The organism is Verrucomicrobiales bacterium, from assembly GCA_016793885.1.
GTDB lineage: Bacteria > Verrucomicrobiota > Verrucomicrobiia > Limisphaerales > UBA11320 > UBA11320.
Window position 1 is genome coordinate 35,366 of the sequence record JAEUHE010000031.1, and the last position, 21,691, is coordinate 57,056.

The following is a 21,691-nucleotide window of genomic DNA, read 5'->3' on the forward strand; positions in this document are numbered from 1 at the left end:
TTCGAAAATCATAGCATCGCTCGACGGAGGAAACCGCCCAAAGTCTGCTTGAGAGTCTGAGTTAGTGTGGAGGAGCCTGCCTTGCGCTTTTCCTGAAACGAGCCGAATCGGACGAGACCGATCGCCGTGGCGAATTCGGGCTGATCCAGAGCCGACTTGATCCCGCTGATGGAGTTCGTGCGTCCCAGGCTCACCGGGAGTTGGAAAACCGTTTCCGCCGCCTCCTGAATGCGCGCCGTCCGAGCCCCGCCACCACACAAGACAACGCCGGCACCCAGGTAATTCAGCAGACCAGCCTGACCAATCTCCTGTGCGATGAGCTGGAACATCTCCTCGATGCGCAGGCTCATGATATTCTGAAGATGTTCCAGATTGAGGGTCCGCGCCGGCATGCCCAGTTCAGCCTCCGTAGTCACAGTCTGACCCTTCACGCTGGGAGAAACCAAAGCGGCACCATAGTCCACCTTGAGCTGCTCGGCGCGCTTCAGCGGTACCTTCAGGCCATAGGCAAGATCGTTGGTGACATGATCCCCGCCGACCGCCAGAACCCCCGCGTACTTGACCGCGCCACCGGTGTAAACGATGTAGTTGGTGACCCCGCCGCCAAGATCAATCACCAAAGCCCCCATCTTGCGCTGGTCGGGAGTCAGCACGCTCAAGGCAGCCGCCAGTCCGTTGAAGGCCACCGACTCCACCTCGAGTTGAAGATTCTTCACAGCGCGAATCGGATTTTGCAACCGATTGAGGTTCCCGTGGATCACGTGCATGTCCACTTCCACCCGCGAGCCAAACATTCCGACCGGGTCCACGATGCCCTCTTGTCCGTCGATGACGAAATGCTGGCGAGTCGCGTGCAGAATCTCGTTGTCGGCCGGCAGCCGGACTGCCTTGGCATTCTTAATCGCGTCCTCGACATCCTCGCTTGTGATTTCGCGGTCCGCGGAGACAATCGGATACATCCCCCGGTTGGTCAGCGCAGAGATGTGGCTGCCCGTCACACCCAGGTAGACGCTGCGAATTTCGACATCGGCCATCTGCTCGGCCTCATCCAGGGCCGCTCGGATATCCACCTCCACCCGCGCGCTATCCACGATCTCTCCCTTGCGCACTCCGCGGGAGCGGGCCTGTCCAACTCCGGTGATGTTGAGTTCGTCGTTCTCGTTCACCTCGCCCACGACGGCGCACACCTTCGAGGTGCCGACTTCCAATCCCACTATGACAGAATTGCTCTTAAACATGCTTTTTCCTCACCCTCATCTGACGGGAGGTTTTGGGTTTCACCAGGGCGGCCTCGCCGGCTTCCAGCCATTGGGCAGGGATGTTGTTCCCCACCGAGAGGTCCAGCGACGCCAGTTGCAAGCCCCGGCGCTGGCCATGATCGTAAATACTGCGCCAGCGCTGCAGCTGCTGAGCAGGGTTTTTCAGCCCAAACACGATGCGACCGCGCTGCTCCGTGCTGACCAGCAGGACATCCGGACTGCCCACATGGATCTCCCGAATGTCAACCAGGCCGGCCATGGGCGACCGCTCAAAGGCGGTAACCAAGGCCAGGGCCGCCAGCACCTGCGGTGACTCCACCCGCCGCCCGGGACGAATCTCAGCCGGGGGAACTCCGGTAATGATCGGCAAAAATTCATTCGTGGGTGCTGGGATCGCGCGCTGATAGGCGCTGATCTGGGGCATCACAAAGCCCTCCTCGTCGAGAGTGTAAGTCACCTGATCCGGAGTGCCTCCCAAACGAGGCTGCGCAAACACGAACTGAGCCAAGGGCTCACGTTCCGTGACCCGGATACGCAAGGTGTGCGGCAAAATGCGCTCCACCTCGGCCGACTGAATCACCGGCACATACTCCAAATCCCGCTTGATACGGTTCAGGTCGAGTGCAAAGAGGTTCGAGTCCAGCTCCACACCGGCCCACCGACGCAACTGCTCCAAGGCGATGACTCCATCCGTCCCAATATCAATCTCATTCACGGCGAACGCCGGATTCTGGTAGATGAGTCGTTGAAGCGCCCATTCTCCACCCCGCCAGCAGACCACCAAGATCAGGAACGCCACCGATGCCGTCGCTAAGGTTAGGCCCAGCCAGCGCATGCGAGCACCGTGCCGCTGCTCATTGCTCAACTTCACATCAAGCACATGGCGGCGGCGGTGTTGTCGATTTCGTTGACGGCGGCTAAACCAACTCATGGGAGAAAAGAAAGAAACCGAGACAGCCCCCTCACCCAGCCATGGGACTCCACGGCGGCTCGGAAGCGGGAACGCGAAATAAGGTCGGACAGCAACACGGTCTTGAACTGGCAGGATGATGCAAAAGCGATCCGCCCGACGTCAATAGTATCGTGAAAAAGAGATGAGTTCTCTGGACTGAGACCGGGTGCCACCTGCGCCCGTCCGGTCAGGCCCGGGCGACCGCCAGTTCAATCATGCGCTGGCAAAGCTGCTCGTAGCTCATACCGGCCGCAGCCGCAGCCTTCGGCAGCAGGCTGGTCTCAGTCATGCCCGGCAGCGTATTCACCTCAAGAACCACCGGACTGCCGTCCGGACGAACCATCACATCGACCCGGGCATAGTCGCGTCCCTGGATGGCCCGAAATGCCGCCAAGGCCGCGTTCTGAATGCCGGAGGTCACCCCCGGCTCGAACGGGGCAGGACATAGATACTCCGTGGCACCCGCCGTATATTTGTTACGGTAGTCGTATCCGCCCTGTTTGGGGCGAACTTCGACCACCGGCAAAGGAACTCCCGCCAGGATGCCTACGGTGGTCTCTCGACCCAGGATCATCTCTTCCATCAGGACTTCGGTGTCATACTTCAACGACTCCGCCAACGCCTGCGGCCAGGCGGAGATTTCACGCACGAACTGCAGCCCCACGCTGGAGCCCTGCCGGACTGGCTTTAGAACGACGGGGGGCTCCCACCCCGTGGGCCAAGGCTTGGAGGCTCGATCGAAAACCTGGTATCGGGCGGTGGGGACCCCATGCTCCACACACCGCTGCTTGGTCAGGACCTTATCAAAGGCCAAGCGACTGGCCTCGACGCCGCATCCCGTGTAGGGCACCCCGAGATTCTCCAATTCCTGCTGAACGGTGCCGTCCTCCCCATAGGTGCCGTGCAGCGCCAGGAACACCACCTCTGTCCCGGGGGGCAAATCCCAGTTACCAGGCTGGGGATCGAGCTCGTGCACCCGATGTCCCAATGAGCGAAGCGCTCGCGCGACGGCCGTTCCCGTCACGAGCGACACCTCACGTTCGGCCGAGGGTCCACCTAGCATCACCGTAATCGTGTAAGATTTAGACATAGCTCACTCCGGCAACCCGTTTTTTGTAAGTCCTAGAGGCTCCTGCGGTCAGGAGAGAGGCAGATCCTCCCCGAGAATTTCCACCTCGGTTTCCATCTCAATTCCCCGGGCCGCACGAATCCTTTCCCGCACTGTTTCGATGAGTTTCAACACATCAGCCGCCGTGGCATCCCCTTCGTTCACAATGAAGTTCCCATGCACGTCCGACACCACCGCCCCACCAACGCGGGTGCCCTTCAGCCCCAGTTCGTCAATGAGCTTGCCGGCGGGCACCGCCGCGGGGTTCTTGAAAACGCATCCCGCGCTGGGTTGAGCCGGCTGACTTTCCCAGCGTTTCGAACTATAGGCGCTCATCCGAGCCGCGACTTCAGCCGTGGTCGAGGGAGTTCCCCGCAACACTGCCGATAAAGCCACGTGTGTTTTCAGAATCGGGCAGCAGCGATAGCGCGATTCCACTTCGGCGGCCGGATGCTCCTCGATTTCACCACCGGGGGTCATATAGCGGATGGATTCGACAACGTGGAAGGTCCAAACGCCCATCGCACCTGCATTCATTCGCAGGGCGCCGCCAACGCTCCCCGGTATCCCTTCGAGAAATTCCAGTCCTGTCAAACCCGCGCGTCGAGCCTCCACCGACACCGCTTTCAGGCGAGCACCCGCCCCACAGCGAAGCCGTTCGCCTTCTACCACGATGTGGCTGAAGGCGGGCTGGGCCAGGCAGACGACAACGCCTCGAATCCCGCCGTCCCGAATCAGCAAATTCGAGCCACGCCCCAGCAACGTCACCGGCAGCGAGAGGTCACGACAAACCCGCAACACTGTCGCCAGGTCGGCCTCGTGGGCCGGCTCCACATAAATGTCCGCCTTACCGCCAACCCTTAACGTCGTCTTCTTGGCCAAAGGTTGCCCCGACTGAACGATCGATGACGGGTCGAGTCGCTGTCGTAGGTGGTCGGAGACTGAATCAGGACTGCTTGGCACAGGTCGCTAGAGAGTTAAAACTTCGAGAGAGTCTAAGTTGAGGAAGGAGCACAGAAGACGTTGGCGGCCGGGCGGGAACTGGACCCGCCAGCCGCACCCCGGGGAGCGCTAAGCTGTAGATGCGCGGCCATTCGGTCCGCAATCCGCCGTGCGGCATCCACCACATGCATTTCGGCCAGGCGAGTTTTCATCTGCCTCAGTTTCTCAGAATCGCGACCTAAGGAGAGAACCACCTCAGCGAGCCGCCCGTCCAGCGCCTGTCGCTGCGGCAACCAGATGCCCGCCCGCGCGGCTGACACGGCTTGAGCATTGGCGGTCTGATGATCGTCCGCCGCCGTGGGCAAGGGTAGGAGAACAGCTGGGAGTTGCATGGCCGCGAACTCAGCCAAAGAAGATCCACCAGCGCGGCTCACGGCGAGGTCCGCCGCCGCCAGGGCGAGGTGCATCTCCGCCAGGTAGGGAAGAACCACGGCCTTAGCGGAAAACTCCTGATATCGCGAGTTAACCGCCGCAAAATCAGCCCGCCCGGTCAGGTGCAGGAATTGCACCTCCGGCCAAGCTGCGAGTAAAGCCGGGAGCGACTTCAGCACCGCCTCGTTGACCCCATGCGCCCCTTGGCTTCCCCCCATGGCCAACAACACCGGCCTCGAGGGATCCAATCCAAGCGCTAACCGAGCCGGGCTGGCGGAAACGGGACGGACAAACTCAGGCCGGACCGGCGTGCCGGTTCGATGGACCTGGGCCGTGCGCAGGCGGCGGCCCGCTTGTTCGAACCCTACAAACGCCTCGTCGGTCAGCAAGGATAGCCAACGATTTGCCCGTCCGGGGATGGCATTGGAATCATGCAGAAACAAACCAGCTCCGACGCGCCGCCCTGCCAAGATGGGGGCCAAACTGGTAAAGCCTCCCATGGCCAGCACGGCTTGGGGGGGACGCTCCCTAAACATGGACCGACATCGCGCCCCAGAAGCCCAGAGCCCGGAGAGCAGGCGAAACCACGAACCCTGGCCGGAGCCCAGAGCTGGCAGCCTAGCCACTCGGAACCGGGATTCACCCTGCAATGCCACCTGGTCGATTTCCTTCTCGGAAACCACCAATGTCACCTCTCCCCCCCGCTGAAGCCATACGCCTCCCACCGCAACTCCGGGGAATAAATGTCCCCCAGTGCCGCCGCACGCGATGACCAAATGGCTGGGATATGAAGTCGAGTCGGACATGGTTGAGCCTAGGCAGCGGCCTCGGCGAAAGGATTGGTGTCGTTGCCAAAGAGCCGACCACGTTGTGCCGAGGCTCCCGCATGGCGAGCCACGTTGAGGAGCAAACCCACCGCAGCCGACATCGCCAGCAGATTCGACCCTCCATAACTGAGAAAGGGAAGCGCCAAGCCCTTGTTGGGAAGCGCACCCGTCACCACCCCAATGTTGATGAACGCCTGCAGACCCAGAAGGAAGGTTACTCCCGTTCCCAAGTACATGCCGAACGGATCTCGCGCATTCCAGCTAATGATGCAGCCGCAGATCACAATCAGGATGAAAGCGAGCAGGACAGCCAACGTGGCGATTAGACCCATTTCCTCCCCAATCACGGAAAAGATGAAATCGGTGTGGTGCTCCGGCATGAATCCGAGCTTGGTGCGCCCCTCCCCCAAGCCCACCCCAGTAACACCTCCCGACCCGAGAGCGATCATCGCCTGGTAGGCCTGGTATCCTTTGTCGTCCTTATACAGTTCGGGATGCAGCCAAGCCAGGACGCGAGTCGATCGAACTGAATTGTGCATCACCGCCACCACCAACGCAGCCAAGCCGCCAACCGCAGCGGGCCAAAAGAAGATCGGGCGTAACCCCGCCACGAGCAGCATCATTCCCCCAACGCAGGCCAGCAGCACCGTCGTCCCCCAATCGGGCTCCGGGAGCAGGAGCGCAAGCACGGCACCGATCAAGAGGCCGGGAAGCAGGAAACCGCGGGAGAAGGTTCGCATCTGGCTCTGGTTGATTTCGCAATAGCGAGCCAAGGCGATGATGAGGGCCAACTTCACAAACTCGGAAGGTTGCAGCGATTGCCCGCCGATCACGATCCACCGGCGTGCCCCCTTGATCACGGGCGCCAGCCCAGGCACGAACACCAAGGCCAGAAGGATCAGGCCCCCGCCATAGATCACCCAGGAGAACTTTCGAAGATGCTTATAATCAGGCCCCGCCATCAGGCAGCACACTCCCAATCCGACGCCGAACCAAAAGGTCTGGTTACGAAAATACTTGGTGCTGTCCATGCCAATGCAGGCGCTCGTGATCATCACGAGACCAAGCGCAGCCAGGGCGGCAACACAGAAGACGAGAAGGGTAGTGGCGGTTTTCATCAGAAAAGCGGAAGGCTCTATAAAAAGAGACACCGCCCGATGACTATTCACCGGGCGGTGCCATGAAAGCAACCAGACGAAGCGCGAAGGCTGACCTAGGGATTCCGGACCGGTGCCCCAGGAACTGTGGGCTCAGGCACTGGGGTCAGGACCCCAGGCGAGAGAGTAGGCGGCGGCAAGGTCAACGGGGTCGGAACCGGTGCCGGGGCCGAGTGGTCGACCGCAGGGGCAGCGGGCGCCTTGCTAGGAATGCGCAGTTTGGCACCCACCTTGATCGCATCCAGCTTCAAACCGTTGGCCGCCTTGATGGCCTTAACCGAGACACCGTGGTTCTTCGCGATTCGGGCGAGTGTGTCACCCGACTTGACGGTGTAGGAGCTTGAACCCGAGTCAGCCGACGTTGTGGCATGCTCAGAGCTGGTCGAAGCAGGGCCGCCCGAAGTCACGGTCTTCGAAGGGATCAGAAGCTTCTGGCCAATGCGCAACTTGCGAGCGTCAACGCCCGGATTGGCCGCCTCGATGGCTTTCCATCCCATCCCATACTTCTTGGCGATCAGCGACCCCGTCTCTCCCTTCATGACCGTATGCTCGGTGCTCGGAGTGCTGCTGGTGCTGACGACGGGAGGAATCACGCTATCGAAACCACCCGAGGACACGGTGGAACCCGGTGCACCGGCTCCGGGGAGAGGAGCCAAACCCGTTCCAGCCGGAGGCAGCGGGGCGGGAGGCAATCCGGTAGGAGAGCCGAACGGCGCCGGCGAGGCGCCAGAGGGCACACCCGGGGGAGGAGGAATGGCGCCCGCAGCCCCGAGGGTATTGGTGGGATCGGGCGTCGGCGTGAAGGGCGACGGGGCGTTGGAAGACGCCAAATCGGAGCCGTACTGCGGTGCGTTACCGGCATCCTCAGCGGGCTTGGCAGGCTCATCAGGCTTGCAGCCTTGCAGCAAGAAGCCGGCGAGCACGCCCACGTGGATAAAAAGGATGATAAAGACAGCGGCAAAATGGGATTTTCGCCGTGGCTCCGGAGAAGTGCCCTTGGGCACAAGTGGACTAGGTGTGTTCATTACGCGTCGTCGTCAGTTGCTCAGTTCAATTGAGGAAATCAATTCATTCTGTCGCTCCGGGTCTTTCCCTCATGTAGACCTCAAAGCAAAATCACTGGTCGCTATCAATTCTCTAATACTCTACCCCGCTGGGACAGCATCCGGCCATAAAATCGGCAGAATCAGGCGAGGGCCAAGGCTAAAACCGCCTGCCTAAACACCTCGCCACGATGTTGATAGTCCCGAAATTGATCAAAGCTGGAACAAGCGGGTGAAAGCAGGACCACATCTCCCGGCTCAGCTCGCCGGGCGGCTTCGCTAACTGCTTCTAACAACGAGCCGCACACGCTGCAAGGAGTAAAAAGTCCCCAGTCCGACCGAAGGCGCGTGGCCGTCTCACCGATGAGGTAGGTCCCCTTCACCCTTTCGTGCAGAAGTGGGCCCACTTGGTGATAATCCAAACCCTTGTCCTTGCCACCTGCAATCAACCAGACATTGGGACGCCCCCCCGTGGCCATGGGGATCGCCCGCAAGGCGGCCTCCAGGGCATGCATCGTGGTGGCTTTCGAGTCGTTGATGAAACGCACCCCATTGACCTCCCGCAGCAACTCGCAGCGATGGGGCAGCGGCACGAAATCACGCACCGCGGCGATCGTCTCCTCGAGGGGCAACCGCAGCACGCGTCCCACCGCCAAAGCCGCCATGCAGTTCTCGGCATTATGCGGACCGCTGAGTTTGCATTTCTCGAGATCGAGCAGCGGGCCTTCCCACAGAGGAAGCCGGCTGATGAGCAAACTCCGATCGAGGAAAAGGTCCGCCTGCGAATCCGTCGCGCTAAAGGTGATAATTTTCCCACGCGGCTCGATTCCCAGAGCGCGAAGCTGCGCCAGTGCCTCCGATTGAACAATCGCCCAGTCAAACGCCTGCTGGTTCTCAAACAGACGCCCCTTCGCTCGAATATAGGCCTCCATGGATCGATGCCGATCCAAATGATCCGGGGCCAGATTCAACAGCACTGCCACCGTGGATCGAAAGTATTGGATCGATTCCAATTGAAAGGAGCTGACCTCGAGGGTCAGAAAATCAAGGTCTCGAGTCCGATCAACCACGGAGGTGATCGGGGTGCCGATATTCCCGGCGGCGATCGTTCGCTTGTGGCTATTGGACAACACTCGCTCAATCAACCGGGTCGTGGTGGTCTTGCCGTCCGTGCCGGTGATGGCGATGTTCAAGCAAAGCGACTCTCGATACCCAAGTTCCAGCTCGCCGATCACGGGCACTCCAGCGGAGCGAAGCCGCCCGAGGCAAGGCAGATCACCAGGCACGCCCGGGCTAACAACACCCAGCTCGAAGCCCGACTCCGCAAGGTCGCTGGCACCCAGGAGAACCCGGATGCCATCCTTGCCAAGCCGCTCAGCGGTAGCCCGCAGCTCGGCGGTGTCAGCACTGTCGATCGCCCAAACATCCGCCCCGCGTTGACGAAGGAATGTGGCGGCCGACTGGCCGCTCATCCCCAACCCGATCACCAACACTTTTTGCTTTTCGTAACTCGACATGATTCCTTATTCCACTGCCTGCCAAACCACCGATTCACTCGCACCGAATGAACCTCCGCATCCTGCCTGAGACCTTCGCCGGAGGCGAGCGCCGTTTGCAAAGCCTCGGAAACCCCACCCCGATTATTACCCTCTGATTAACGCAACTTGAGCGTCGCCAACGCCAGGACGGCGAACAAGAAACACAGAATATAGAACCGCATCACCACCTTGGTCTCGTGCCAGCCCAGCTTCTCGAAGTGATGGTGCAGCGGGGCCATCCGGAACAACCGTCGCCCTTCGCCGTAGCGCATTCTCGTGAACTTGAACCAACCGGTCTGCAACAGGACGGAGGCCCCCTCGGCCACAAAGATCGCGCCGGCGATCACCAGCACGAACGGCTGGTGGATGAGCACGGCCATGATCCCCAAAGCCCCGCCCAGGGCCAGCGAACCCGTGTCTCCCATAAAGACCTGCGCCGGATGACAGTTGAACCACAGAAAGCCAAGCCCGGCACCCATCATCGCAGCGCAAACCACGGTGAGTTCACCGGCGCCCTCCACATAGGGCACCTGCAGATAGCCAGCAAAGCGAAAGTTTCCCGCCACGTAGGTGAGGATCAAGAACACCATCCCCACGATGAGGGTGCAGCCGATCGCCAACCCGTCCAGTCCATCGGTCAGATTCACGGCGTTGGAACTGGCCACGATCGCGAGCATCGTTAGCCCGATACCAAGGGTGGCGCCCAAAATCCCCGTTGCCACCGGATGCTTCATGAAGGGCACCATGACCTCCTCCACCAAAGGACGAGTAGCGGGATTCCGGTACAAATAGAGCGCAATGAACCCCGCCAGTCCAAATTGGACGATCAACTTGACCGCCGCCTTGGCGCCTCGATTGCTCTGCTGGGTGATCTTGGCGTAATCATCATAGAAACCAAGTCCGGCCAGCACCAACACCGAAAGGAGCGTGAGCAGCACCAGCACGTTCGGCTGAGCCCAAAGCAAGGCCGCCACGTCCATCGCCACCACGATGAGCACCCCACCCATGGTCGGGGTGCCACGCTTGTCGATCCGAGCCGTGAGCCCGCCCGCCTCCTGAGCCTTGTCCACATAGTCCTGGCCGAACCGCAAGCGCTTCAACGCTCGGATGAGCGGCGGTCCCAGCCACCATGAAATCGCTAGGGCGGTGATGGCCGCGCCGGCGCTCCGCACGGTGAGGTAACGAAACAGCCTCAGGAACGAAAGCGGATCTTCCCAGGGCGTGCCCCGGGAATATTCCAAAAGCCATTGAGAGAAATACAACATCATGACATCAGATGCTTCAGCAGGCCGTCCACCACCCGATCGAGCCGCGCCGACCGCGAGGCCTTGACTAAAACCAGATCCCCCCCGCGCAAGGAAGCCGTCAGGAAAACCAGGGCGGCGTCCACATCCTCAAAAGCAAGTGCTCTCCCGGCCTGCTGACTCCCGGCCCCCTCCAACGTCGCACCTGCCTGCGCGCCTACCGCCACTAAAAGATCTACCCCCAACTCTCCCGCCCGCTCGCCCACCTCCCGATGCGCGGCCAGGGTATGATCGCCCAACTCAGCCATGTCCCCGACCACGGCCACCCGACGCCCCGAGCAAGGCAGCTCTCCCAGCGTCCGAAGCGCGGCGAGCATGGAGTCCGCATTCGCATTGTAACTGTCGTCGATAATCTGGATTCCTCCCGCCTGCTGAAGCTTGAGGCGAGATTTTGCTGGCTGGCACTGACTCAGACCCTGCCGAATCTCCTCCGCGGCCAGGCCAAACTCAGCGCCCAGGACGATGGCAAAAAGCGCGTTCAATGCCTGATGCCGACCGAGCAGCGGCACCTGATAGTCTCCCGCATACCCGGCAGGGGCGGAAACGATTTGAAACCGGGTTCCGCCCGCGCTCAGGGCAACCTCTCCCAAACGCCAGTCGCTTCCCTCCCGCCACCCCGCCCGCACGACTCGGCACAAGGCCCGGGTCACGATGGCCGGCGTCCACTCCGAATCCGCATCGAGCACCAGGAGCCCATCGGCAGGCAGACGAGCTGCCAGCGTGCCTTCTTCTTCCGCAACGCCAGCCACGGTCCCGAAGAACTCCAGATGCTCGCGGCCGATGCTCGTGATGACCCCGAACTGCGGCGACACCATGTCGATGAGAGGCGCTAACTCGCCCGGGTGATTGGTGCCCAGCTCAAGCACGGCGGCCTGATGAGTGCGATCCATCCGCAGCAACGTGAAAGGAACTCCCAAATCGTTATTGAAGCTCGCCTCGCTCCACACCGTGGCGTACCGCTGTCGCAGGACGGCTGCCACCAACTCCTTCGTGGTGGTCTTGCCATTGGAACCGGCGACCGCCACACACCGAGCGGAGAGCTGTCGACGATAGGATGCTCCCAGGCGCCCCAGTCCCGCTCTCACATCATCCACCTCGATCACCGCGCAATCACCCGCGATACCCGCCCACTTGCCCTTTTCAACCAGGACCGCCGCCACGCCGCGCGCGGTTACTTCGGGAAGAAACTGGTGACCATCGAAGCGCTCCCCCGGAATCGCCAAAAACAAATCTCCCTCCTGGGCCAGACGCGAATCTGAACAGACCCGCCGCACCACGGCCGAGCTGAGACCTTGAGCCAAACGACCGCGGCAGGCGTCCACAACGAAAGGAATGGAGAGGGGATCCACGGAAGTCCAAAGTTAGGAGCGACCCGTTTTGTGCCCGAGAAGCTCCAGGGTCTCCGCGGCGTAGAGACGATCGTCAAAAGGAACGACGGTGTCGCTGAACTCTTGGTAAGTTTCATGCCCCTTGCCGGCAATCAAGACCGTATCCCCCGGCTGGGCCATCCGAATCACCTCGTCAATCGCGCGGCGACGCTCGAGCTCCACATGATACTGATCGTTGCGCACCGCGACCAATCCACGCTCGATCTGGGCTGCGATCTCCGCCGGAGGCTCCCGGCGCGGATTGTCGCTGGTAATGATCGTGTAATCGGCCAGACGCCCGGCCACCCTACCCATCTTGGGCCGCTTGGTCACATCGCGCGCGCCACCACACCCAAACACCAGCAAAACCCGCCCCCGCGTGATTTCTCGCAGCGTCGTGAGGACATTCTGCAGCGCATCGTCGGTGTGGGCGTAGTCCACATACACACCAAACGGCTGCCCACGATGAATCGCCTCGAGCCGGCCCGGAACCGGCGGCAGAATGTTCAAGGCAGCTTGGATGTGCCGCACCGGAATCCCCAGCACCAACGCGGCACCAATGGCCGCCAAGGCGTTATAGACGTTGTGCCGGCCGATCAAGGGAAGCCGACACGCGAAGCTTTTATCCGCAGTCTCGACCAGGAATCGGGAGCCATCCCGCCCCAACTCCAGCTGAGTTGCCCGCAGCTCCGCGGACTTTTCCACCCCATAGGTCAGCCGCACGCTGACCTGTTTCGTCTGGGCCGCCAAACGAGCCCCATAATCGTCATCAATATTGATGATGCAGGCTGGAATCTTGTCGCTCTCCCAGTCCGGCGTGAACAACCGCGCCTTGGAAGCAAAATAACTCTCCATCGTCCCATGGTAATCCAAGTGATCCTGGGTCAAGTTCGTGAAAATGGCGACATCGTAACCGATACCCCACACCCGCTTTTGGTCCAGCGCGTGCGAACTCACCTCCATCACGCAGGCCTGACAATCCGCGCGCACCATCTGGGCTAGCATTTGCTGAATATCCACCGACTCAGGGGTCGTCCGCTGGGCTGGTATTACCCGGTCTCCCACCTCATAACGCACGGTCCCCATCAGACCGGTTTTCGATCCCGAAGCTTCCAAGATCGCTTTCACCATGAATGCCACCGTGGTCTTGCCGTTCGTGCCGGTAACGCCAACGAGCTTCATGCTCGAGCTCGGCCGACCATAAAAAGCCGCACTGGCCCGGGCCATCGCCTCACGGACATCGTCCACCCGAATCCGGGTGACTCGCGCCGGTGCCACGGCGTCATGATGGCAGAGCACCACCGGAGCACCCCGCTCCACGGCATCCGCCATAAACTCACCCCCATCGACGCGCTGCCCCGGCACCGCGACGAACAGAGTGCCGGGAGTCACGCGACGCGAATCGTAGGCCATGGACGTGATCTCACGATCCACAGCGCCTTCCACACGGGCTCCCGGAAGGTGGGTGATTAGGTCTTTGACACGCATGTCACGAATAGGGAATCGGCCGGTTAGGGAATATTGGCTGGACGCACCGAACCTCCCACCTGGGCTGCTGGGAAACTTCGGACCATCGCAGGCACCGGCACGCGGGAATCCTCGGTCGGAACCGAAAGACTGCCGCGATCGGGCGGGATCTTCAAATAATGGGAGGCCTGCTCGGCAACCTTGCGGAATACCGGGGCGGCAACCTGGCCGCCGTAAACACCTGACTGCGGGTCATCCACGACAATGGAGATGCAGAGCTCAGGATCGTCCGCCGGGAAAAAGCCGATGAACGAGGAGTAGTAGCGTTTATCGTAGCGAGCCGTGGTGCTGTTCCACTTCCATGCAGTGCCCGTCTTGCCCGCCACGTAGTAGTTGTCCAACATCGCCTTGATTCCGGTGCCATTGGTGCTCGCCACCGTTTTCATGGCCTGGACCACCTGTTTGGCCACAGCCGGAGACATCACCTCGCGCACTTTTTGCGGGGAGTACTCCACCACCGTCCTGCCTTCATTGTCCACCAGCCGCTTGACCACATGCGGCTGCATGAGCACGCCCTGGTTGGCGACAGCGGCGACCGCCATCACCATCTGCAACGGAGTGGCTCCGATCTCATACCCGATGGGAATGCGCGTGAGCGAAGTCTTATGCCAATACTTGGGATCGCGCAACCGGCCCATCACCTCGCCCGGCAGCTCAATTCCGGATCGGCTCCCAAAACCGAACGCCCGCACATACCGATGAAAGTTGGTCTCCGACATGCGCAGGGCCATCTTCGCAATGCCGATGTTCGATGACTTCGCAAAGACCGTTTCCAGCGGAAGACTCCCGTAATGCTCATGGTCCGTGAGCACCAATCCTCCATAGCGCCAGGAGCCGTGCTCGCAGTCAAAGTAGTCGGTCAGCCGAGCAACCTTCTCGTTGAGCGCCGCGGAGAGCGAAACGATCTTGAAGGTCGATCCGGGCTCGTAGAAATCCGCGATGATCCGGTTCCGCCGATGCTGCACCGTCGAGGCGGAGAGGTCGTTCGGATCGAACGTGCGACTGTTCGCCATGGCCAGGATATCCCCTGTCCGGGGACGAACGATGATCCCCATGGCGTTCTCCGGGCGGAACTTCGCCGCCGCCTCAGCCAGCTCGGCTTCCAATATCTTCTGCAGCACCAGATCCACCGTCAGCACCACGTTCAAGCCCGCAACGGGCTCGGCGTCCTGACCGCGAAATCGAACGAGCTCACGGTTGCTTCGGTCCCTCTCGGTGACCCGGATTCCACGCACTCCGGAAAGCTGCTTGTTGAAGCTGGCTTCAATGCCTTCGACTCCGAACAACTCCCGAACCCAGGTGTCATGGAGAGTGTAGTTGGTAATCCCGACCACGCCGACCACATGCGAGGCGAGCTGACCGTTGGGATAGATGCGGCGCTGGGAGTCGATGCCAAAAATGGCCCGTTGCCGGAGTGTGTTCCAAAATCGACGCTCGCGCTTGGGCAGGACGGCCTCGTCGCCTTCGAAGCGAACCTGGGCCATCGCCTGGGTAACTTGCGTCCACTGGTCCAGAGTCGCCTCAAACCTCAGGTCCACAAACTGGTTGGTCCGCACTACCCCGTTCGTGTCGACGCGGGTGGTGATCTTGAGCCGGTCTGCCAATTCCGTTTCCGACCTTCCCAGAATGGGAGCCAGCGCGCGGGCCACATCCCATTGCCGATTGCGTATCAGTGACGGGTCCGCGCAGAGACGCTTCACCGGATGGCTCGTCGCCAGCGGATTTCCGTTGGCATCCCGAATATCCCCGCGCCAAGGCTCCCGAACGGTTGCGTCGTGGGTGAGTGACTCCGCCAGCGCCCGCAGCTCCTCATGACGTTGGACCTGCAGCACGTACAGACGTCCACCCAATGCCATGAGTGCCAGCACGAGGCAGGAGGTCAGCCCAAAGAGCCAGCGGAGCTGGTTGGGACGAAATAAGGCTTGCGAGGCCATGGGATGTTTTAAGTCGACTAGTCGGCCGACGCAGGACGGCTGGCGAGCGGGAGAGATCGTTCGTCCCACCAGGCCTCGCCGGAGGGAGGTGGCTCCGGGAGCCGCACCAATTGAGCGGGCACGGCAGGCACTAAGTTAACTCGGAGCTGACGAACTCGCTCCTGCAGGCGGTACGGCAACTGCAGGTCGGCCAGCTGCCCCTGGAGGACCCGGTTGTCACGCCGCAACAAATCCAGTCTGGCCTCCATCTGACGCTGAATGGTATCCAGCTCGTGCAGCTTGCGCTGCTGCCACACGTAGCCGACCGCTGCGCCGCCGAAAAAAAAGCACAGAAACAGCGCCTTGAGCGCGGGCACCAGGCGAACGGCGGCCGACTGCGATTTTCGATTGCGTTTCATGCCAACTTTTCCAGAACCCTCAGCTGAGCGCTACGCGCCCGCGGGTTCGACTGAATCTCTTCGTCCCCCGGCAAAATTGCTTTCCGCTGAAGCCAGCGGAGCTCGGGCTTCTTTGGGCGACGCAGCTCGGGGATGTCCACCGTTCCGTCGAAATCGTAGTCTCTGGACCGCTCGTTTCCGAAGTCCTTCACCGCCCGATCCTCCAGCGAATGAAAGGTGATCACCGCGAGCCGTCCACCGGGTTTTAGAACTGAGCAGGCTGCCGCCAGTCCGCTTGAGAGGGAGCGGCCTTCATCATTGACTGCGCACCGCAACGCCTGAAACACCCGCGTTGCCGGATGGGCTTTCCGCCCACCCCGAGGACAGACCCGCTCGACCAAAGCCGCGAGCTGTCCCGTGGTGCGAAACGGGTGAGTCCGACGCTCTGCCACAATGGCCTGAGCGATCCGACGCGATGCCCGTTCTTCACCCAGCTTCCAAAACAGGTCAGCCAACGCACGTTCGTCCGAATGGTTGACCAACTGCTCGGCGGTCAGCGACTGACGCTGATCAAACCGCATGTCGAGAGGACCATCGCGAAGGAAGCTGAACCCTCGCTCCGGCGTGTCCAACTGGGGGGAACTCACCCCGAGATCCAATAAAACCCCATCACAGCTCGACCTGCCCAACCCATCTGCCATCTCCGCGAAATTCGCCTGCCTGAACTCCACCCGACCCTCAAAGCGCGCCAATCTTATCCTGGCTGCGTCGATGGCGGCCGCATCCCGATCCAATCCGTAAAGACGCCCGTCTGGTCCGCAGCGTTCCAGAATCGCCTCCGCGTGCCCTGCCCGACCCAAAGTCCCATCCACCCAGCACCCTCCGGGCCCCACCGCCAGCGCGGTGAGCACCTCTTCCAGCAACACCGGCCGATGTCCCGAAGCCTCCACCCTTGCGTCGCTTTGCTCAGGGCGGATTTGCCGATCCGAAGATCCGCGCGGTGAAGCGGCTCCAACGAGAGGGCTCCGGCTCGACCGCCTCCAACCCGGGAGAAGATCCCGTCGCAGCCCGCTTCGGCGCGGGACCCACCAGAGGCCTCGCCGGCACCAGCTCGAGATCCGAGTCACTCAGGTCATTGCGAACTACTTTGACAAATTCGAGCGATAACTGACCTTTGGAGTCGGCACGCAACGTGGCCCGCGGAGCTGTCCGACCACTGAGCCACCGCGAACGCTGAACCGGCACGCCGACGTCCGACGACCCCTGCCCAGAAACTCCGGAACGACTCGAGGAATTCACCAGCATCTCATCCTGTTGTTCCTGCATGACCTTGCCTTTCTCTTGGGAGGATCGCCCACCCCGAGGCAACCCCAACTCACGCACCACCACACTCCGCGCGCAGCCCGCGCCGCTTCCAATCGGTTCCTCCCGGTTCGGAACCGGCCGCAGGCTGCTGCGGGAAAAATCAGGCATCAGATTGTCCTGGGTCAGCTGATAAGCCGTGTTGAGATCCCCTTCTCCACGAAGCGACCTCGCCAAGGACAACATCTTGATCAAACTCATGGCCGTCAGATCAGCTTGCGGAAAGCCGTGGACGCCACCACCCGCACCGCCGCACGCGTCGCGTCATACCGCTCCGGATTCCAAATCTGAAATCGATCCCACATCCCACTCATGACCGCGTTGCCGTTTGCCTTCACCCCGATCCGCTCAGCCATCCAGTCCGGCAGCGCAATCCGCCCCACCGAGTCCAGGGACGCCATGGCTGCGTTGGCTGCCATGTCCGCCCGGATCGCCTCCGCTTCCGACCCGCCATAAGGGAGAGAGTTCAGCTTCGCGATAAAGTCGTCCGCAACCTCTGGAGGCATCACCATCACACAGGAATCCGGTTGGTCATTGTGGGGCCAAAGAATCAAGGTGAACTCCGCCGACTTCTGATCCTTATCCCGCCACTCCGAAGGCACCTGCACACGACGCTTCTCATCCACTTTATGACGAAAAGTGGAGACATACCGGTTCCGCCTGACTGCGCCTTCGGTCATTCTTGCCGGGGACAACCTAAACCCCATTTCGCCCCACAGCGATTAACTTTTACCACACCTTACCCATCTTTGGTCAACCTATTAATTGGCCAAAATTGTCACCAAGTTATTCACAGCCCGGGGAATATTTTAATGAACGACGTAAAATCGGAATACTATTAACGTTATAGCTTCACCAATAAGGCTCAGATTTGCGGATGAACGCCTATGCTCACTGGTAGGATCAGGACAAAGCGTGACAAAGTTGCTCACCCCCACTCCGGCTCTGACCTCGGCGACGTTCCCCCACTCCGGCTGGGAAGTCGGGAGAAGAACCAATGCTCGAGAGCCTGAGGGAACCTGATCCCCCCACCCGGGGGGGTTCACCTGAAAATTCCAGCCCTTGGGCTTTTCAAAGAGGGCGCAGTCGAGGAAGCATACCCACGTGCGGACGGCCGACTTTGACTATCCATTGCCTGAATCGCTCATCGCCCAAGCTCCGCTGGAGCGACGCGATGATTCTCGACTGTTGGTCCTGGATCGAAGCCGGCCCGAACTCGAGCACCGCCACTTTCGCGACCTGGTCGAACTCCTGCCGAGCCCTGCCCTCCTTGTTTTCAATGACTCGAGGGTCATCCGCGCTCGCTTGCGGGCACAAAACTCCCAGAGTAGCGGGCTTTTTGAAGTATTGTTGCTGGAGCAGAACCAAACCAACGACTGGTGGGCGATGGTGCGTCCGGGCAAACGGGCCAAAATCGGCGGGAGCTTGATCCTCCGCCATCCAGCTCGCGGGAACACCGGCATCGTGGCCCGCGTCACCGAGATCAACGACGAAGGACATCGCCGACTCCTCTTCAGCGGAACTCGCGATCTGCTGGCCGAACTCGAGGAACTGGGCGAGCTTCCACTCCCCCCCTACATCGAACGGCCCGCTGGATCGCGCGACCCGCGGGATGATGCACGTTACCAAACGATCTATGCCGGCCAGCCTGGATCGATCGCTGCGCCCACGGCGGGCTTGCACTTCACCCAAGAATTATTGGCAGCACTGGAAGCGCGGGGAGTGAAACTAGCTCGCACCACATTGCACGTCGGCGCTGGCACGTTCGCTCCCGTAAAGTCCGAGCGCATATCGGACCATCACATGCACAGCGAGTGCTACACACTCGACGCCATCAACGCGGAAAAAATCAATCAAGCCCGTCAGACAGGAACACCCATTATCGCGGTGGGAACCACAACGCTGCGAGTTCTGGAAAGCATCGCCAGACTCAATCCCCATGGCATCGCGGCCACCCAGGGAAAGACGGACATCTTCATCTATCCGCCGGCCGAGTTTCTGGTGGTCACCTCGCTCATCACCAACTTTCACCTACCGCAATCAACGCTCCTCATGCTGGTCAGCGCCTTCGCCGCCCCGGGTCGAACCGAAGGCCGGGAGAAAATCTTGAACGCCTACGGTGAAGCCATCGAAAAGCGCTACCGCTTTTTCAGCTACGGGGACGCCATGTGGATCCGATGAGGAAACGCCCGCTCAACTCAGGAACAGCCCGGCCGTGGGTGTCCCTCAACATGGCGATGACCGCCGATGGAAAGATCGCCACCGAGAATCGCCAGGTCGCCTCATTCGGAAGCCGCGCCGACCACGACCAACTCTACCAGCTCCGCGCGCGCGCCGATGCGGTGATGACCGGCGCGGGCACGATCCGCCAGCAGAACGCGGATCTGAACAGCGGTGGGCCACGCTATCAGCGATTGCGGCGTCAGAACCACCTTCAACCCGAGAACCTACGCGTCGTGGTGAGCGGCTCCGCGCAACTCGATCTCGGGTCGAGGCTATTTCACGAATCCGGTGGCCCCATCATTCTGCTCACCACCACCCAAACACCCGCACGCCGTTTGAATCTGCTGAGAAAGGCGAACGTGCAGGTGGGACAGTTTGGCGACCGAGAAGTGGATCTCAACGCAGCGTTGATCTGGCTGCGCGAACACTGGCAAGTGCACCGCCTGCACTGCGAAGGTGGCGGTGAACTGAACGACGCCATGTTCCGAGCCGACTTGGTGGATGAGCTCTACCTCACGGTCTGCCCGCTGATTTTTGGCGGCAAGCTGGCTCCCACCATCGCGGACGGCAAAGGTTTCGAGCGACTGGCGGAAGCGACGCAACTGGAGTTTGTCTCCGTTCGACAGGAAGGCTTGGAACTGTTTCTGAAACTCCGCAGATCCGCCAAGACTTGGAAGGAAGACCCTCATCACCCTGAGAGGGAGTGCGAACTCGTGCTCAAGAATGTCACGATACCTTCTTAATCCGTGTCATCCGTGAAATCCGTGGTTCATCCATTCCCGGATTTAGGTTTAGCTTGGTTTGCGGGCAACCCATTCCCGGTTCCAGGGTAAAGTCGCTCGGCCCGACCCGGGCAAGTTCCTCTTCAGATCCGTGTGGTCCGCGTCGTCCGTGGGCAATAGGTCCCCGCTCCGATTTCCGATGGCCCGTTATCGAACGTTTACGTAGCCTCCCCGCACGCAGTGCCTTCTCGCAGCAAACACCGCCGGCGCTGTTTGCTGCTAGCGCACCAACTCGAGGCTCACCAGATCAGACACCGGCAGCACGCAGGTTCCAATCAATGGTTCCTGAATACTCAATCCGTAGTCGACCATGGTCACCGACAGAGCTTTCCAAGTGGAGCCGTCGACCGTGTGAACCTCATAGGCAAAAGCCGGCTTTTCCGTAGGGCGCATCACCACCGCCAAGACCAAATTCACGACATCCAGCCGCCGCTGTCCGAACAGCACCGAATCCAGCACCATCGTCCCCTCAGAGATAGACCGGACCTCGCCCTCTATGAAATCTCCCGTCGTGAGCAACACTCCGGGCTGCCCCGAGCGAAGCCGAGTCTCGAGTCGGCCAGGGATCGAGTGGAATAGAATCCGGGCAACCTGATCACGACGCACTAACGGCCTGGCCTGAATCCCCGAGAACCTCAGGCCGCCGCTGTCGATCTCCATCCAGGAGGACTCGATCACCGAACCGCTCACCAACTCGGTGCGCACTGGAACTTGATTCACCATGCGACGTTCATGGCGCACACTTTCAAAGGAGGCCGAATGACCGCGAAACTCCGAAACACCAGCCGCCGTCAGCCCCATCAACATGTCCGAGGGAAGGGCCACATTGGTCTGCCCCACTATCAACCACCGGACGCCGTCGCGCGAGCGGAAGGCCGAAAACTCGTCGCCTTCACGCTTGAGCTTATACCATCGGACCCCGGGTAAAACCGGCGCGGAAAACGATTCCATCGGTCCTCCCGCAGCCGTACGCCATTCACAGATATCGTGAGTCCCGCCCATGGTGCCCCAAAAAATCCCAGGCGACGACTCGTTCAAGGTGGATCGAAACATCATTCCCGCCCGCGCCTGTTCATGAATGGGAGTCGACCGTGCGATGCGGGTGACAAACTCCCGATCTCCGCGAATCCGCTCAAACACAAAACGGGCTGCGTCCACCCCCTGCCCCAGCGAGCTGAACTTGCTCTCAAACCGGTAGGTGCCGCCGGAGTAATAGACATTCACCGGCCCCGCCGGACTTCCGATGTCTCCCATTTCCCACGGAAACGGCAACCCCGTCGCCGTGACCTCCTGTCCAATGAGGCTGGCCGGCGGAAGCAGGGGCGGGGAATCCGAGGAATCCAGCCACAGGGCACGGATATCGGCCACATTCACTCGGCTCCACGTATCGGTTCGGGAGTTCACCACCACCAATCCCCCGCCCTCCCACCGAATCTTCCCGTATAGATCACGGCCTTGCAGCGTCGTGACACGCCCCTCAAGTCCCCGCGCTCCAGGAACAGCCCAGAGCAGGATGATCAAGGCGAAGCGACAGGTGCCAAAAAGCTGCATGCCGGG

19 protein-coding genes are annotated in these 21,691 nt (G+C 60.9%); 2 read left to right on the plus strand and 17 right to left on the minus strand.

What is annotated here, in order from left to right; all coding sequences use genetic code 11:
* Positions 1 to 8: 8 nt before the first annotated feature.
* From ftsA to JNN07_03970, 16 genes are all read right to left on the minus strand, one after another.
* Positions 9 to 1,238, minus strand: coding sequence for a cell division protein FtsA (gene ftsA, locus JNN07_03895; protein MBL9166859.1), 1,230 nt, complete (start codon positions 1,236 to 1,238; stop codon positions 9 to 11).
* Complete coding sequence (locus JNN07_03900; GenBank protein ID MBL9166860.1) at positions 1,231 to 2,190, minus strand: FtsQ-type POTRA domain-containing protein; 960 nt, start codon at positions 2,188 to 2,190, stop codon at positions 1,231 to 1,233. Before JNN07_03900 ends, ftsA begins: the two co-directional genes overlap by 8 nt.
* A 208-nt stretch (positions 2,191 to 2,398) precedes the next feature.
* Positions 2,399 to 3,301: a D-alanine--D-alanine ligase gene (locus JNN07_03905; protein MBL9166861.1), complete on the minus strand. Its 903-nt coding sequence runs from the start codon at positions 3,299 to 3,301 to the stop codon at positions 2,399 to 2,401.
* Positions 3,302 to 3,349: 48 nt separating this feature from the next.
* The gene (gene murB, locus JNN07_03910) at positions 3,350 to 4,282 is read right to left on the minus strand and encodes a UDP-N-acetylmuramate dehydrogenase (GenBank protein ID MBL9166862.1); all 933 of its coding nucleotides are present in this window, start codon (positions 4,280 to 4,282) and stop codon (positions 3,350 to 3,352) included.
* Between the two features lie 32 nt (positions 4,283 to 4,314).
* Positions 4,315 to 5,499 (minus strand): UDP-N-acetylglucosamine--N-acetylmuramyl-(pentapeptide) pyrophosphoryl-undecaprenol N-acetylglucosamine transferase, encoded by a 1,185-nt coding sequence (locus JNN07_03915; protein ID MBL9166863.1) that lies wholly within the window; start codon positions 5,497 to 5,499, stop codon positions 4,315 to 4,317.
* Positions 5,500 to 5,507: 8 nt separating this feature from the next.
* Complete coding sequence (ftsW, locus tag JNN07_03920; GenBank protein ID MBL9166864.1) at positions 5,508 to 6,638, minus strand: putative lipid II flippase FtsW; 1,131 nt, start codon at positions 6,636 to 6,638, stop codon at positions 5,508 to 5,510.
* 95 nt (positions 6,639 to 6,733) lie between these two features.
* Positions 6,734 to 7,702 carry a LysM peptidoglycan-binding domain-containing protein gene (locus tag JNN07_03925; GenBank protein ID MBL9166865.1) on the minus strand — a complete coding sequence of 323 codons (969 nt, stop codon included), beginning with the start codon at positions 7,700 to 7,702 and terminating at the stop codon, positions 6,734 to 6,736.
* Between the two features lie 161 nt (positions 7,703 to 7,863).
* Positions 7,864 to 9,237, minus strand: coding sequence for a UDP-N-acetylmuramoyl-L-alanine--D-glutamate ligase (gene murD, locus JNN07_03930; protein ID MBL9166866.1), 1,374 nt, complete (start codon positions 9,235 to 9,237; stop codon positions 7,864 to 7,866).
* Between the two features lie 137 nt (positions 9,238 to 9,374).
* Entirely contained in the window at positions 9,375 to 10,526 is a 1,152-nt protein-coding gene (gene mraY / locus JNN07_03935; GenBank protein MBL9166867.1) for a phospho-N-acetylmuramoyl-pentapeptide-transferase, read from the minus strand.
* Positions 10,523 to 11,911 carry a UDP-N-acetylmuramoyl-tripeptide--D-alanyl-D-alanine ligase gene (locus tag JNN07_03940; GenBank protein MBL9166868.1) on the minus strand — a complete coding sequence of 463 codons (1,389 nt, stop codon included), beginning with the start codon at positions 11,909 to 11,911 and terminating at the stop codon, positions 10,523 to 10,525. Before JNN07_03940 ends, mraY begins: the two co-directional genes overlap by 4 nt.
* Before the next feature lie 12 nt (positions 11,912 to 11,923).
* Positions 11,924 to 13,417: a UDP-N-acetylmuramoyl-L-alanyl-D-glutamate--2,6-diaminopimelate ligase gene (locus JNN07_03945; GenBank protein MBL9166869.1), complete on the minus strand. Its 1,494-nt coding sequence runs from the start codon at positions 13,415 to 13,417 to the stop codon at positions 11,924 to 11,926.
* Between the two features lie 23 nt (positions 13,418 to 13,440).
* On the minus strand, positions 13,441 to 15,390 hold the full coding sequence (locus tag JNN07_03950) for a penicillin-binding protein 2 (GenBank protein MBL9166870.1): 1,950 nt from the start codon (positions 15,388 to 15,390) through the stop codon (positions 13,441 to 13,443).
* 17 nt (positions 15,391 to 15,407) lie between these two features.
* Positions 15,408 to 15,788, minus strand: a complete 381-nt coding sequence (locus tag JNN07_03955) for a hypothetical protein (protein ID MBL9166871.1) — start codon at positions 15,786 to 15,788, stop codon at positions 15,408 to 15,410.
* Entirely contained in the window at positions 15,785 to 16,717 is a 933-nt protein-coding gene (rsmH, locus tag JNN07_03960) for a 16S rRNA (cytosine(1402)-N(4))-methyltransferase RsmH (GenBank protein MBL9166872.1), read from the minus strand. Before rsmH ends, JNN07_03955 begins: the two co-directional genes overlap by 4 nt.
* Positions 16,718 to 16,733: 16 nt before the next feature.
* A complete protein-coding gene (locus JNN07_03965; protein ID MBL9166873.1) occupies positions 16,734 to 17,330 on the minus strand; it encodes a hypothetical protein in 597 nt (198 codons plus the stop codon).
* Between the two features lie 5 nt (positions 17,331 to 17,335).
* The gene (locus tag JNN07_03970) at positions 17,336 to 17,809 is read right to left on the minus strand and encodes a hypothetical protein (GenBank protein ID MBL9166874.1); all 474 of its coding nucleotides are present in this window, start codon (positions 17,807 to 17,809) and stop codon (positions 17,336 to 17,338) included.
* Between the two features lie 424 nt (positions 17,810 to 18,233).
* Between JNN07_03970 and queA the strand changes: the two genes are divergently transcribed.
* Together queA and JNN07_03980 are read left to right on the plus strand one after the other, a co-directional pair.
* Positions 18,234 to 19,310 carry a tRNA preQ1(34) S-adenosylmethionine ribosyltransferase-isomerase QueA gene (queA, locus tag JNN07_03975; protein MBL9166875.1) on the plus strand — a complete coding sequence of 359 codons (1,077 nt, stop codon included), beginning with the start codon at positions 18,234 to 18,236 and terminating at the stop codon, positions 19,308 to 19,310.
* Positions 19,307 to 20,095, plus strand: a complete 789-nt coding sequence (locus JNN07_03980) for a dihydrofolate reductase family protein (GenBank protein ID MBL9166876.1) — start codon at positions 19,307 to 19,309, stop codon at positions 20,093 to 20,095. The genes queA and JNN07_03980 overlap by 4 nt, the downstream gene beginning before the upstream one ends.
* A gap of 258 nt (positions 20,096 to 20,353) precedes the next feature.
* Here JNN07_03980 and JNN07_03985 read toward each other — a convergent pair whose 3' ends face one another.
* Complete coding sequence (locus tag JNN07_03985; GenBank protein MBL9166877.1) at positions 20,354 to 21,685, minus strand: hypothetical protein; 1,332 nt, start codon at positions 21,683 to 21,685, stop codon at positions 20,354 to 20,356.
* Between the last annotated feature and the right edge of the window lie 6 nt (positions 21,686 to 21,691).